Origin of the sequence: Pantoea sp. EKM10T, from assembly GCF_011800685.1 — a bacterium.
In the GTDB taxonomy this organism is placed as follows: Bacteria; Pseudomonadota; Gammaproteobacteria; order Enterobacterales; family Enterobacteriaceae; genus Pantoea; species Pantoea agglomerans.
In genome coordinates, this window is sequence record NZ_JAALEU010000012.1 from 64,978 (window position 1) to 78,579 (window position 13,602).

At 54.5% G+C, this 13,602-nt stretch carries 16 protein-coding genes; 10 read left to right on the forward strand and 6 right to left on the reverse strand.

Translation table 11 applies throughout. The annotated features are described in order from the left end of the window. Nucleotides 1–13: 13 nt before the first annotated feature. From secB to cysE, 3 genes are all read left to right on the forward strand, one after another. On the forward strand, nt 14–484 hold the full coding sequence (secB, locus tag HFD95_RS19400; RefSeq protein WP_010258229.1) for a protein-export chaperone SecB: 471 nt from the start codon (nt 14–16) through the stop codon (nt 482–484). Beyond that, nucleotides 484–1,500 carry an NAD(P)H-dependent glycerol-3-phosphate dehydrogenase gene (gpsA, locus tag HFD95_RS19405; RefSeq protein WP_010258227.1) on the forward strand — a complete coding sequence of 339 codons (1,017 nt, stop codon included), beginning with the start codon at nt 484–486 and terminating at the stop codon, nt 1,498–1,500. Before secB ends, gpsA begins: the two co-directional genes overlap by 1 nt. Nucleotides 1,501–1,568: 68 nt before the next feature. Beyond that, a complete protein-coding gene (gene cysE, locus HFD95_RS19410; RefSeq protein WP_010258225.1) occupies nt 1,569–2,390 on the forward strand; it encodes a serine O-acetyltransferase in 822 nt (273 codons plus the stop codon). Here cysE and trmL read toward each other — a convergent pair. From trmL to cpxR, 3 genes are read right to left on the reverse strand one after another with little or no spacing between them, the layout of a single operon-like run. Next, nucleotides 2,387–2,860: a tRNA (uridine(34)/cytosine(34)/5-carboxymethylaminomethyluridine(34)-2'-O)-methyltransferase TrmL gene (gene trmL / locus HFD95_RS19415; protein WP_010258223.1), complete on the reverse strand. Its 474-nt coding sequence runs from the start codon at nt 2,858–2,860 to the stop codon at nt 2,387–2,389. The two genes, cysE and trmL, sit on opposite strands and share 4 nt — an antisense overlap. Before the next feature lie 35 nt (nt 2,861–2,895). Next, nucleotides 2,896–4,275, reverse strand: a complete 1,380-nt coding sequence (cpxA, locus tag HFD95_RS19420) for an envelope stress sensor histidine kinase CpxA (RefSeq protein WP_010258221.1) — start codon at nt 4,273–4,275, stop codon at nt 2,896–2,898. Continuing rightward, entirely contained in the window at nt 4,272–4,970 is a 699-nt protein-coding gene (cpxR, locus tag HFD95_RS19425) for an envelope stress response regulator transcription factor CpxR (protein WP_009088062.1), read from the reverse strand. The genes cpxA and cpxR overlap by 4 nt, the downstream gene beginning before the upstream one ends. Nucleotides 4,971–5,118: 148 nt before the next feature. On the opposite strand from cpxR, the gene cpxP reads away from it, so the two are divergent. The 6 genes from cpxP (at nt 5,119) to HFD95_RS19455 (ending at nt 10,620) form a co-directional block, all read left to right on the forward strand. Beyond that, nucleotides 5,119–5,628 carry a cell-envelope stress modulator CpxP gene (cpxP, locus tag HFD95_RS19430; protein ID WP_010258214.1) on the forward strand — a complete coding sequence of 170 codons (510 nt, stop codon included), beginning with the start codon at nt 5,119–5,121 and terminating at the stop codon, nt 5,626–5,628. Between the two features lie 455 nt (nt 5,629–6,083). After that, nucleotides 6,084–6,239, forward strand: coding sequence for a KGG domain-containing protein (locus HFD95_RS19435; protein WP_167430625.1), 156 nt, complete (start codon nt 6,084–6,086; stop codon nt 6,237–6,239). Between the two features lie 239 nt (nt 6,240–6,478). Continuing rightward, nucleotides 6,479–7,381: a CDF family cation-efflux transporter FieF gene (fieF, locus tag HFD95_RS19440; RefSeq protein ID WP_010258208.1), complete on the forward strand. Its 903-nt coding sequence runs from the start codon at nt 6,479–6,481 to the stop codon at nt 7,379–7,381. A gap of 207 nt (nt 7,382–7,588) precedes the next feature. Continuing rightward, a complete protein-coding gene (pfkA, locus tag HFD95_RS19445) occupies nt 7,589–8,551 on the forward strand; it encodes a 6-phosphofructokinase (RefSeq protein WP_003851263.1) in 963 nt (320 codons plus the stop codon). Between the two features lie 143 nt (nt 8,552–8,694). Continuing rightward, complete coding sequence (locus HFD95_RS19450) at nt 8,695–9,684, forward strand: sulfate ABC transporter substrate-binding protein (protein ID WP_010258203.1); 990 nt, start codon at nt 8,695–8,697, stop codon at nt 9,682–9,684. A 162-nt stretch (nt 9,685–9,846) separates the two neighbouring features. Next, the gene (locus HFD95_RS19455) at nt 9,847–10,620 is read left to right on the forward strand and encodes a CDP-diacylglycerol diphosphatase (RefSeq protein WP_010672077.1); all 774 of its coding nucleotides are present in this window, start codon (nt 9,847–9,849) and stop codon (nt 10,618–10,620) included. Nucleotides 10,621–10,647: 27 nt separating this feature from the next. On the opposite strand, the gene tpiA is transcribed toward HFD95_RS19455, so the two are convergent. Both tpiA and HFD95_RS19465 read right to left on the reverse strand, forming a co-directional pair. Next, nucleotides 10,648–11,415: a triose-phosphate isomerase gene (tpiA, locus tag HFD95_RS19460; protein ID WP_033759211.1), complete on the reverse strand. Its 768-nt coding sequence runs from the start codon at nt 11,413–11,415 to the stop codon at nt 10,648–10,650. A gap of 120 nt (nt 11,416–11,535) precedes the next feature. Then, nucleotides 11,536–12,126, reverse strand: a complete 591-nt coding sequence (locus HFD95_RS19465) for a DUF1454 family protein (protein WP_033773144.1) — start codon at nt 12,124–12,126, stop codon at nt 11,536–11,538. 98 nt (nt 12,127–12,224) lie between these two features. Between HFD95_RS19465 and HFD95_RS19470 the strand changes: the two genes are divergently transcribed. Next, on the forward strand, nt 12,225–12,659 hold the full coding sequence (locus HFD95_RS19470) for a DUF805 domain-containing protein (protein ID WP_010258192.1): 435 nt from the start codon (nt 12,225–12,227) through the stop codon (nt 12,657–12,659). Here HFD95_RS19470 and fpr read toward each other — a convergent pair. Beyond that, complete coding sequence (fpr, locus tag HFD95_RS19475) at nt 12,650–13,396, reverse strand: ferredoxin--NADP(+) reductase (RefSeq protein WP_033773140.1); 747 nt, start codon at nt 13,394–13,396, stop codon at nt 12,650–12,652. The two genes, HFD95_RS19470 and fpr, sit on opposite strands and share 10 nt — an antisense overlap. Nucleotides 13,397–13,602: the final 206 nt, after the last annotated feature.

Here is a 13,602-nt window from a genome sequence, read left to right on the forward strand (position 1 = left end):
AGGATTTGGTCACATGTCAGAACATAACACCAACGAAATGCAATTCCAGATTCAGCGCGTATTCACCAAAGACATCTCTTTTGAAGCGCCAAATGCACCGCAGGTTTTCCAGAAAGAGTGGGAACCGGACGTTAAACTGGATCTGGACACTGCATCTTCTCAGCTGGCTGACGAAGTTTACGAAGTGGTACTTCGTGTGACTGTAACCGCCACCGTGGGCGAAGAGACCGCTTTCCTGTGTGAAGTTCAGCAGGCCGGTATTTTCACCATCAGCGGTATTGAAGGAACGCAGATGGCACACTGCCTGGGCGCATACTGCCCGAACATCCTGTTCCCGTACGCACGCGAATGCATTACCAGCCTGGTATCACGTGGTACCTTCCCGCAGCTGAACCTGGCACCGGTTAACTTTGATGCGCTGTTCATGAACTACCTGCAGCAGCAGCAAGGTGAAGAAGGTGCTGAACCACATCAGGATGCCTGATGACAACTCACGCTTCGATTAGCGTCATCGGTGCCGGTTCATACGGCACCGCTTTGGCGATTACGCTGGCCCGCAACGGCCATCCGGTGCTGTTGTGGGGACATAACCCGGCGCATCTGGCGCAGCTTCAGAGTGACCGTTGCAACACCGCTTTCCTGCCTGATGTCCCGTTCCCCGACCATCTTTCTCTTGAACCTGATCTGACCAAAGCTATTGCTGCCAGCCGCGATTTATTGATCGTGGTGCCGAGTCATGTGTTTGGCGAGGTGCTGCAGCAGATCAAGCCTCATCTGCGGTCAGACTCGCGTATTGTCTGGGCGACCAAAGGGCTGGAAAAAGAGACCGGCCGTCTGCTGCAGGATGTGGCGCGGGAAATTGTCGGCGATGACATTCCGCTGGCTGTAATCTCCGGACCGACCTTTGCGAAAGAGCTGGCAGCCGGATTACCGACGGCTATCGCGCTGGCCGCAACGGATGCGCAGTTTGCTGAGGATCTGCAGCAGAAGCTGCACTGCGGTAAGAGCTTCCGCGTTTATAACAACCCTGACTTCATCGGCGTACAGCTGGGCGGCGCGGTAAAAAACGTGATTGCTATCGGTGCCGGGATCTCTGACGGGATTGGTTTTGGCGCGAATGCACGTACCGCACTGATCACCCGTGGTCTGGCTGAAATGAGCCGGCTGGGCGCCGCGCTGGGTGCCGATCCCACCACCTTTATGGGGATGGCGGGTCTGGGCGATCTGGTGCTGACCTGTACCGATAATCAGTCACGTAACCGTCGTTTTGGCATGATGCTGGGCCAGGGCGAGGATGTAGATAGCGCGCAACGCATTATCGGACAAGTTGTAGAAGGCTACAGAAACACCAAAGAAGTCAAAGCATTGGCTGCCCGTTTTGGTGTGGAAATGCCGATCACCGAGCAGATTTATCAGGTGCTGTATTGCGAAAAACCGGCGAGAGATGCAGCATTGAGTCTGCTGGGACGAACAAGGAAGGACGAAAACAGCACTGGCTAACGCAGGACGCGTAGCATCATCACCTGCAGCGCCCATTCAGGCGCTTTTTTTATCGGGAGAAAACAGCAATGTCGTCTGATGAGTTAGAACTGGTCTGGAATAATATCAAAGCAGAAGCGCGCGCCCTGGCTGATTGTGAGCCGATGCTGGCCAGCTTCTTCCACGCGACATTGCTCAAGCATGAAAATCTCGGTAGTGCACTGAGTTATATGCTGGCCAACAAGCTGGCTAACCCGATTATGCCCGCCATCGCCATTCGTGAAATCGTTGAAGAAGCCTACCGTGAAGATCCGTCGATGATTATGTCAGCGGCGTACGATATTCAGGCGGTGCGTCAGCGTGACCCGGCAGTCGATAAATACTCCACGCCGCTGCTCTACCTCAAAGGTTTTCACGCCTTACAGGCCTACCGCATTGGTCACTGGCTGTGGAATGAAGGCCGGCGCGCGCTGGCGGTTTATCTGCAGAATGAAATTTCCGTCTCCTTTGCCGTCGATATTCATCCCGCCGCCAACATCGGCCACGGCATCATGCTCGACCATGCCACAGGCATTGTGATTGGTGAAACCGCCGTGGTTGAGAATGATGTCTCGATCCTGCAATCGGTTACGCTGGGCGGAACCGGCAAAACCAGCGGCGATCGTCACCCGAAAATCCGTGAAGGGGTGATGATTGGTGCCGGTGCGAAAGTCCTGGGCAATATTGAAGTTGGCAAGGGAGCCAAAATCGGTGCCGGATCCGTAGTGTTACAGCCCGTGCCGCCGCACACCACTGCAGCAGGCGTACCCGCGCGAATCGTTGGTAAGCCAGGCAGTGAAAAGCCGTCGATGGATATGGATCAGCACTTTAATGGCAGCCTGGCGGGTTTTCAGTTTGGCGACGGCATCTAGTCTTTAATCAGCGCGCCCGCATAATCAAGCTGGCGCCACGCTTCATAGACCACCACCGATACGGCGTTCGACAAATTCATACTGCGGCTTTCCGCTTTCATCGGGATACGGATTTTCTGCTGAGCCGGTAACGCCGCTAAGATCTCAGCCGGAAGTCCACGGCTCTCCGGGCCAAACAGCAGATAATCGCCAGCCTGATACGCTACGGCACTGTGTGCGGGCGTACCTTTGGTCGTCAGCGCAAACAGACGCTCAGGCGACTCTGAGGCGATAAACGCCTGATAGTCGGCGTGGAATTTAATGGCAGTAAATTCGTGGTAATCCAGCCCGGCGCGGCGTAAACGCTTGTCATCCCAGGCAAAACCAAGCGGCTGAATCAGATGAAGCTGAAAGCCAGTATTGGCACACAGGCGGATGATATTGCCGGTATTCGGCGGAATTTCTGGTTCAAACAAGACAATGTTAAGCATAAGGCCCCCGATGACAGGGGCCGAAGCATAACAAATTATTGACGAGCGGAGGAGTAGAGCGGCAACCAGAGGGTCAGACGCAGGCCGCCCAATGGGCTGTCATCCGCTTTAACCCAGCCGCGATGTTGCTGCACTGCCGTTTCAACAATCGCCAGGCCAAGACCGGTGCCGCCTGATTCGCGATCGCGTGCTTCATCGGTACGGTAGAACGGCCGGAAAATCTGTTCACGATCTTCCGGACTCACGCCAGGACCATCGTCATCAACGTGTACCGTGATGCCGGAAATATCGACGGAGAAGCTGACGCTGATATGGGTGTGTGAATAGCGCAGCGCATTGCGTACGATATTTTCCAGCGCACTCTCCAGCGCATGGGGGTTACCATAAAGCGGCCACGGGCCAGGCGGATAGGGAATATCCATCTTCTTGCCCATCTGCTCCGCTTCGAAGCGGGCATCTTCCAGCACCCCATTCCACAACTGATTCGCCTTCATCGCTTCGCTGACCAGCGCATTTTTATGCTGGGTGCGCGACAGCACCAGCAGATCGTTAATCATGCCATCAAGACGCTGTGCTTCCATCTCAATGCGGCCCAGCTCTTTGCCTTCACCCTGGCGCCGACGCAGCAGCGCGGTAGCCAGTTGCAGACGGGTGAGCGGGGTACGAAGTTCATGGCTGATATCCGACAACAGACGTTGCTGACCGGTCATCATCCGCTCCAGCGCACTGACCATCTGGTTAAAGCTGGAACCCGCCGCCAGAAACTCCTGTGGGCCCGATTCCAGTTCCGGATGCTGACGCAGGTTTCCGCTTGCGACTTCGTCGGCAGCATATTTCAGCTTACGTGCCGGACGAGCCAGGCTCCAGGCCAGCCAGAGCAGCAGTGGTGAGCTGATGAGCATGGTGACGATAAGCAGTAACAGGGGACGGTCAAACAGCAGATTCACGAAATCGAGCTGGGAACTGTTGGCGGGACGAATCATGTAAAGCTGGTAGTTATCTTCGCCATCCCGAACGGCGAAAGGCCCAACCAGCTCAACACGACCATATTTCTTCTTCTGCGGATGATCGGCATTGTCTGACTGGCCGATAAAATTGCGGATAACCTGCATTTCGTTATGTTGCGCGCCGATCACCCGACCTTCACTGGTGACTAACAGCAGCCGCTGACCCGGCGGTGCCCACTTTTCCACTGCCCGAAACAGACGACGCCACCACATCAGATCGTTAGGGGGATCCTGTGACAGCTCTGCTTCGACGTGTTGCTCAATCATGATTCCCTGCCGCTGTTCACTTTCCAGCAGCGAGGTCATCTGTCGTGAATCGAGCTTGGGCACCATTAGCACCAGCATCAACACCAGCGCCAGCGTCAACCAGAAGATGGCGAAGATACGGGTGGTCAGACTTCCAATCATGATGCCGAAACCATCAGATAGCCGCGGCCACGTAAAGTTTTGAACCAGGGATGACCGTCACGGCGTTCAGGCAGCTTGCGACGCAGATTGGAGATATGCATATCAATAGCGCGGTCAAAAGGCGTCAGGCGTTTGCCCAGCACTTCCTGACTCAGGTGCTCACGCGACACCACCTGGCCCAGATGCTGCGCCAGCAGATAGAGCAGGGTGAACTCCGTGCCGGTCAAATCCAGCGTCACATCATCAAAACTGGCCTCCTGACGGCCGGGATTGAGACGCAGGCAGTCCACTTCCAGCGTAGGCGAGCTATTGTCGTGTTGCTGCTGCTGTTCACTCCAGTTTGAGCGCCGCAGAATAGCGCGGATACGCGCCACCAGTTCACGATCGTTAAACGGCTTAGGCAGATAGTCATCTGCGCCCAGTTCGAGGCCCAGTACGCGATCCAGCTCGCTGCCGCGCGCCGTTAGCATGATGACGGGGGTTTGATGTTGCTGACGCAGTTCTTTCAGGGTGTCGATACCGTTTTTCTTCGGCATCATGACATCCAGTAAAAGCAGATCAATTGAGTTATCGAGCAGGTTCAGCGCTTGTTCACCATCGCTGGCTACCACCACTTCAAACCCTTCCATTTCTAACAGTTCTTTTAAAAGCGAAGTTAATTCGCGATCGTCATCTACCAACAGGATTTTATTCATTTTTGTAGCCCTCCGCAGGCAAAATACCGTGTTCCTGGCGCACCTATCCATCGCTTTACGTAGTTTTACACCCCCTGACGGATGTTTGCAGCTGTCGCCGTACACTGGCTCTCGTTGAATCGCAAAACGGAACGAACTGGAGTACACGATGCGCAAATTAACCGCCGTCGTCCTTGCCTCAGCGATGGCTCTGAGTGTCGCCAGCGCAGGTGCTAAAGATGCGACGACGATTGACGAGATGCATCATGGCGGATTGCCGACAGGCAGTATGACGCAAAATCCGCAAAGCCACATGTTCGATGGCATCGAGCTGACTGAAGAGCAACGTCAGCAGATGCGAGACCTGATGCAACAGGCCCGACATGAGCGCCCGGTTGTCCATATTGACGATATCGCAGCACTACATGAGTTAGTGACTGCAGACCAGTTTAACGAAGCGGCCATCCGCGAGAAGGCGGAAGTGATCGCCAGAGTTCAGGTTGAACAGCAGGTCGAGATGGCGCGCGTACAGAATCAAATGTTCCAGCTGCTAACGCCAGCCCAGCAGTCGGCGTTACAGCAGAATTACCAGCGGCGACTTAATGAGCTGCGACAGTTTTCGAATTTGCAGTCAGCGTCATCGCTGCAGGCAGTGAGTAGTACCAGCAGTAACCAGTAACATAGTATCCCTGTTTTCCTTGCCATAGACACATCCCTGTCTTCCCCCGCCATGATGGTGGGGGTTTTTTTTATCTTTTTTTCACTTTTTTTATTTTGACTGGAATCATCACCCCGCAATAAAACCCCTGTTTGATTAGCGCTTGTTGAGCTTTTATGGGTAAGCCTCACCGATTCCTTACTATTCAGGTCATGACTTAAATTTAAGCGTACCGGTAAGGGTTTTACCGCCTGTTAAATATTATAACTCACTGAAAGTGAATGAATTACAGGCAGGTATAGAAAGATTTAATTATATTTTTCAATGAGATAAATCCCCCGCGTTACGCTTGCCGGTTCAGGCGCACCCTCTACACTTAATCCTGTCACTGCAGGGAAGTTAAGTGTCTTTGCGAAGTCTCAGGGAGCAGCAACCACATTATGTAGTCCTGAATGAATCTATTAACGGAGTAAGTTATGGCAGAGCATCGTGGTGGTTCAGGTAATTTCGCAGATAATCCGCAAAAATCGTCTGAAGCCGGTAAGAAAGGCGGCCAGAGTAGCGGCGGCGGAAATTTCAAAAACGATCGTGAAAAAGCATCAGAAGCCGGGAAAAAAGGCGGCAAAAAGTAGTCGCCGCCTCTTTCTCAGCCCAGACCTGGGCCTGAATGTGGCCTGGTACTGATGTGTATGACACTTTGCCCCGTCCTCCCACAGAGGCCGGGGCTTGTTTTTTTGTACCTGTCGCGCCTTCCCAAAAAAGCCTGATCCGTTGATCGACCCGCTAAGCAGTGCCCGCTTCCCGATGTTAAACTTGAGCCATTCATTCATTTTGGTGCGCATCATCACTGATGCCGCACAGGGAACCTGGCATGCAACCCTCTTATGGCCGACTGGTAAAGCGTGCTGCGCTCGGCGCGACCATTCTTGCGTCTGTGCTGTTGCTCGTGAAAATTTTTGCCTGGTGGTACACCGGTTCGGTGAGTTTACTCGCTTCTCTGGTGGATTCACTGGTGGATATCGCCGCCTCGCTGACCAATCTGCTGGTGGTGCGTTATGCACTGCAGCCCGCTGACGAAGATCATACTTTCGGGCACGGCAAAGCGGAGTCGCTGGCAGCGCTGGCGCAAAGTATGTTTATTTCCGGGTCGGCGCTGTTTCTGTTTCTGACCGGCCTGCAGCATCTGGCGACGCCCAATGAGTTGCGGGCGCCCGGCGTCGGTATTGTAGTGACCGTGGTGGCGCTGAGCTCAACGCTGGTGCTGGTGGCCTTTCAGCGCTGGGTGGTTCGTAAAACCCGCAGCCAGGCGATCAGGGCTGACATGCTGCACTATCAGTCCGACGTCATCATGAATGGCGCTATTTTGGTTGCGCTGGTGCTGAGCAGCTATGGCTTTGCCCGGGCGGATGCCCTGTTTGCGCTGGGCATTGGTATTTTTATTCTCTACAGCGCACTGCGTATGGGCTACGAGGCGGTTCAGTCATTGCTGGATCGCGCGTTACCGGAAGAGGAACGGCAGCAAATCCTGACGCTTGCGACAAACTGGCCGCAGGTGCAGGGCGTTCACGATCTGCGAACCCGTCAGTCCGGGCCGACCAAATTTATTCAGCTGCATCTGGAACTGGAAGATCAGCTGCCACTGGTGCAGGCGCATCGGGTAGCCGATCAGGTTGAGAAGGCGTTACGCAAAGAATTTCCCGGCTCAGACGTAATTATCCATCAGGATCCCTGTTCTGTGGTACCGTTCGAGAGAGAGGATTCTTTAGGCTTTTAACTTAAATGAATCAAATCGATACGGCAGGAATGACGTAACGCTAACATTGCTGCAAAAAATAGTGAAAAGTTGTCTGACCTGAATCAATTCAGCAGCAAGCCTTTGATATACTATCTGCCATCACGTGTCGCGCGAGTCGTAAAATGAGCTTCAGCAGCGATCGACAGGCAGGATTAACCCTTAGTTTTGAACAATCCAGAGGTTGTCATGATCAAAAAAATTGGTGTATTAACCAGCGGCGGTGACGCCCCAGGCATGAACGCAGCTATTCGTGGCGTGGTGCGTTCCGCGCTGAGTGAAGGACTGGAAGTTTTTGGGATCTATGACGGTTACCTGGGATTGTACGAAGATCGCATGATCAATCTTGATCGCTACAGCGTTTCCGACATGATTAACCGCGGCGGCACTTTCCTGGGCTCAGCACGCTTCCCTGAATTCCGTAATGAAGATGTGCGTCAGGTTGCCATTGAGAACATGAAAAAGCGCGGCATTGATGCGCTGGTTGTTATTGGTGGTGACGGTTCCTACATGGGGGCTAAGCGCCTGACTGAAATGGGCTTCCCGTGCATTGGTCTGCCAGGCACCATCGATAACGACGTTGCCGGAACGGATTACACTATCGGTTATTTCACTGCGCTGGAAACCGTGGTTGAAGCGATTGACCGCCTGCGTGATACCTCTTCATCGCATCAGCGTATTTCGATTGTGGAAGTGATGGGTCGCTACTGTGGCGATCTGACACTGGCGGCCGCCATTGCGGGTGGCTGTGAGTTCATCGTGCTGCCTGAGTTCCCGTATACTCGTGAAGAGCTGGTAGCGGAAATCAAAGCGGGCATCGCCAAAGGTAAAAAGCACGCTATCGTGGCGATTACCGAGCACATCTGCGATATCGACGATCTGGCGCGTTTCATCGAAACAGAAACCAAGCGTGAAACCCGTTCTACCGTTCTGGGCCACATTCAGCGTGGCGGTGCACCTTGTGCGTATGACCGTATTCTGGCCTCACGCATGGGGGCCTACTCCATTGAACTGCTGATGCAGGGTTACGGCGGCCGTTGCGTGGGTATTCAGAACGAGAAGATGGTGCATCACGACATCGTCGACGCCATTGAAAATATGAAGCGTCCGTTCAAACGCGACTGGCTCGACACCGCGAAAAAACTCTATTAATTCCTCTTCGGGGTGTGCGACCTGGCGCGCCCCGGCACCCCGCCTCTATATTCCCCATGGTTATAACAGCTTATTTTTAATTCTTTTAGCTCTGTATTGGTTTATGTCACGCTTAGCCCATAACGACATTGGGAGAGTGCGTAATGAACAAGTGGAGTATCGGCGTTACCCTGTTGCTGGCCTCAACCAGCGTTCTGGCGAAAGACATTCAGCTGTTAAACGTTTCCTACGATCCAACGCGTGAGCTATACGAACAGTACAACAAAGCGTTCAGTGCGCACTACAAACAGGAAACCGGCGATAATGTCGTGGTCCGTCAGTCGCATGGCGGTTCCGGTAAGCAGGCGACCTCCGTGATTAACGGCATTCGGGCGGATGTGGTCACACTGGCGTTGCAATCGGATGTTGATGCCATTGCAGAACGCGGTCGTATTGATAAAAACTGGATTCAGCGTCTGCCGGACAACTCTGCGCCCTACACCTCGACCATTGTCTTCCTGGTTCGTAAAGATAACCCTAAAGGCATCCATGACTGGAGCGACCTGACGAAGCCAGGCGTATCTGTTATCACCCCTAACCCGAAAACGTCCGGCGGCGCACGCTGGAACTATCTGGCGGCCTGGGGCTGGGCGCTGGATCATAACAACGGCGATCAGGCTAAAGCGCTGGCTTACGTCAGAGCGCTGTTTAAAAACGTTGAAGTGCAGGATTCCGGCGCACGCGGCGCAACCAACACCTTCGTTGAGCGCGGGATTGGTGATGTGCTGATCGCCTGGGAAAACGAAGCCTATCTGGCGGTTAACAAGCTGGGCAAAGACAAGTTCGAGATTGTCACTCCGAGCGAATCGATTCTGGCGGAACCGACCGTGTCGGTGGTCGATAAAGTGGTAGATGAAAAGGGGACGCGTAAAGTCGCCGACGCTTATCTGAAATACCTCTACTCGCCAGAAGGCCAGACTATCGCTGCACAGAACTACTACCGTCCGCGTGATGCTGAAGTCGCGAAGAAATTCGCCAGCACCTTTGCGCCAGTGAAGCTGTTTACCATTCAGGACAAATTTGGTGGCTGGACACAGGCTCAGAAAGCCCACTTCGCCGATGGCGGCAGCTATGACCAGGTCATGAAACCGTAATGCGCTGCGGTCAGCGCATCCCTGTGCTGACCGCTTATCTCCCACAACCACGCCTTTTCTCCTTCTCCGCCCAGCCGCTGGGTTATCTGCCAGAATTCCCCGTGACATTTTTTTCTCGCCAGGCGAGGATGCAGGCTGCTAAGCCATTCAGGAAGCGTTGTTATGCCGACACATCGTCGTGCAACCCGCCTGGTTGCGGTTCTGCTGGTACTGGTCATTGCGGGGATGCTGGCTGCCGCACTGCATTTCAAAAAGAACAGTGATGCGTTGTGGCAGATCGTCAGCGAGAAATGTCTGCCTCACCAGCAGAGTGGTGGAGAACCTGCGCCCTGTCAGCGCGTCGATCAGCGGCATCGCTATGCCATGCTGAAAGATATGCACGGGCCGTTGCAGTATCTGCTGATCCCGCTCGACAGGATCACCGGCATCGAAAGCCCGCGGTTACTGCAATCCGCTACGCCCAACTACTTTGCCCTTGCCTGGGATGAGCGGACTCTGCTTGCGCAGCGACGGGGCTCACCTATTGACGATCGGGTCCTGTCACTGGCTATCAATTCACAGTATGGCCGCACGCAGAATCAGCTCCATATTCATATCTCCTGCCTGCGACCCGATGTGCGTCAGCAGCTTGATCAGCTGACGCCGCAGCTTAGCGGGCGGTGGCAGAGCATCACGCTGCGTAAGCACCGCTACTGGCTGCGTGCATTGACCCCGGACGAGCTGACCCGGCAGAGTGCGTTTATCCGACTGGCCGATGAGCGGCCAGAGGCACGCAGTGAGATGGGGAAATATGGGCTGGCACTGGCTGAATTAAGTGATGGACGACTGGTGCTGATGGCGATAGAGCGAAACTGGCTGCTGCTGAACAGCGGTTCGGCGGAGGAGGTACAGGATCACGCCTGTCAGCTGATAGCGCCCATAAAAAAGGCGGCTTAAGCCGCCTTTAATCGGTACGTTTACTGCTTAGGCGCTTTTTGCAGCCGCAGCAGCTTTAACGATCACAGCGAAAGCGTCCGCTTTCAGTGAGGCACCGCCAACCAGCGCGCCATCGATGTCAGGCTGGGTGAAGAGCTCAGCCGCATTTTTATCGTTAACTGAGCCGCCGTACTGGATGATGACCTGTTCTGCGATAGCCGCATCTTTCTTCGCGATATGGTCACGAATGAATTTGTGAACGGCCTGAGCCTGAGCAGGGGTGGCAGATTTGCCGGTACCGATGGCCCAGACTGGCTCATAAGCGATGACCGCATCTTTAAACGCTTCTGCGCCCTGACTTTCCAGAACGGCATCCAGCTGACGAGCGCAGACTTCTTCGGTTTTACCCGCTTCGTTTTCCGCTTCGGTTTCACCAATGCACAGCACCGGTACCAGGCCCACTGACTTCAGCACTGCGTATTTCTTCGCGATGAATTCGTCGCTCTCTTTGTGGTAAGTGCGGCGCTCTGAGTGACCGATAATGATATATTTCGCGCCGATATCTTTCAGCATCTCTGCGGAAACTTCACCGGTAAACGCACCAGACAGGTTAACGTCTACGTTCTGCGCACCCAGTGCGATGTGGCTACCGGAGATGGCGTGTTTTGCCTGCTCGAGATAGAGAGCTGGCGGTGCAATGGCGACGCCACAACCCTCAACGCCAGACAGTTCCTTGCGCAGACCAGCGATCAGTTCAGCTGTGATCTGCTTGCTGCCATTCAACTTCCAGTTACCCATAACCAGTGGATGTCGCATTCTATCCTCCGCATAAAGCGATACATGAAAAATCGCTGCCAGCTGGCAGCGTTGTCTGCCAGACAGTATAGAGATCAAATGTAGCGATGGCTTTGCTTTTCGTCATTTTCGGCCTCATCATCAGGGGCTGGCGAGCGCCAGTTTGACCGGCTCAATGGCGAAGGTCAGCCCCTTGTCGCCGTTGTCAGCCACCACAAAACGCAACGCGCCCTCGACCTGCGCAAAATAGGGTAAATCCTTACCTTGCTTCAGCAAACCCTCCAGCTTTTTACGTCCCTCATCGGCGCTCAGTCCCGGTACAAAGAAGCGCAACATGGCGGTCATGTAGGCCAGCGCTTTTTGCTGTGAGGCGTTCTGATCCGGACCTGGCAACGGTAGCCAGGTAATCTGCAGCGTCTTAATTTTGCCGGTACCGGGCTCCAGCGCGGTAGACGCATAGAGAGTTTCATTGATTTTGCTGGCGGCGCGCGTCAGGGTGCTTTTGTCACCCCGATTATCAATGGCGCGATATTCCGGCAGCATCAGCGCCCCGTTGGCCTGATTATACTTTTCGCGGAACTGGCCGATAGTCATATCAAAGGTGGGAGCGCCCGCCAGCAGATAGGGGGCGGTGGGCAACGCATCGGCCCGATCCTGCGGTGGCGGATCGGCGGCAAAGACCGGAACCGTCAGCGCAAACGATAACAGCAGTGCGCCAGGCAAATTCTTCATTTTGTCGATCCTAACCCGTAAACTCAGGCGCAAATTAAAACGGTTTTTATCCGCGAGGTCAAAACCGCAGCGGTTCTCTTCTCTCTGGATGATAATGCATGACGTTACAACAATGGTGTTTTTCCTGGCGCGGCCGGCTGGGACGACGTGATTTCTGGATCTGGCAGGCGGTCTGGTTGCTGACAACAACCCTGTTATTCGCGTTAGCGGCTAACGACTGGCTTGATACTCAGATGGCGGCCTTTGGCGTGGTCTGCCTGCTGTGGCCCGCCAGCGCGGTTATCGTTAAACGGTTGCACGATCGTAATCGCCGTGGCTACTGGGGATTTCTGGTGATTGTTGCCTGGCTGCTGGTGGCAGGGAACTGGAGCATGCTGGACGGCATACTGCCCTGGCTGTTGGGTCGCGCCATTCCGTTTGTGTTACTGGCTGGCCTGCTGCTCGATCTCGGTCTCTTTCGCGGTACCCCCGGCGCTAACCGGTTTGGTACCGCGACTCAGCCGGTGAGATACCGGCAAACGGCTCACCAGTAATGTTCGCTGGTGATATGGCCCGGCTTACGCTTCAGGTGCTTGCGCATCTCGCGCGTCTCTTTCAGTAATTGCTGGGTATCACGCACCATCTGCGGGTTGCCGCACAGCATCACATGGCTGCTGTCGGCATCCAGGCTTAACCCGGTGGCGCGCTCCAGCTCACCGTTTTCGATCAACGCCGGGACCCGGCCAGTCAGCGAACCGGCGATCTCTTCGCGACTCACCACCGTCTGGATGTGCAGCTTGCCTTGATAATGTTGTTGCAGCTGCTGCATCAGCGGCAAAAAGCTCAGATCGGCCGCATAGCGGGCAGCATGGACCAGCACGATGTTTTCAAAGCGATCCAGCCCTTCGCCCTGCTGTAGCATCGACAGGTAGGGGCCAATAGCGGTGCCGGTTGCCAGCATCCATAAGGTTTTGCATTCAGGGACTTCATCCAGCACAAAGAATCCTGCCGCTTCTTTGGTGACCATCACCTGATCGCCAGGCTGAAGTGCCTGCAGATGCGGACTCAGTTTGCCCTCTGGCACGGTGACCAGGTAAAACTCCAGCAGATCATCTTTCGGCGCATTGACGTAAGAGTAAGCGCGCTGTACCCGCTCACCGTCGATTTCCAGTGCCAGCTTGGCAAATTGCCCGGCGATAAAGGGATCGATGGGCGCTTTTACCCGGAGACTGAACAGCGCATCCGTCCAGTTTTTCACTTCCTTTACTTCAGCATTGACCCACTCAGCCATAATCACTCCCTGGTTGTTGATTATTCAGGCAGGTCACTATTTTCGCGGCTGCCCGGTGAGATTGCCAGCCTGCGCCGGGGCAAAGGCTCTAATCGACAAACTGTTACTTTGTCTTTACAGGCTGGCCCATAAACTTGACAGGCGCAAGCCGGGACCTTTTCGCTTACCTCTCGCTTTGTCATCTAATCCTGATATTTTGCCCGCCA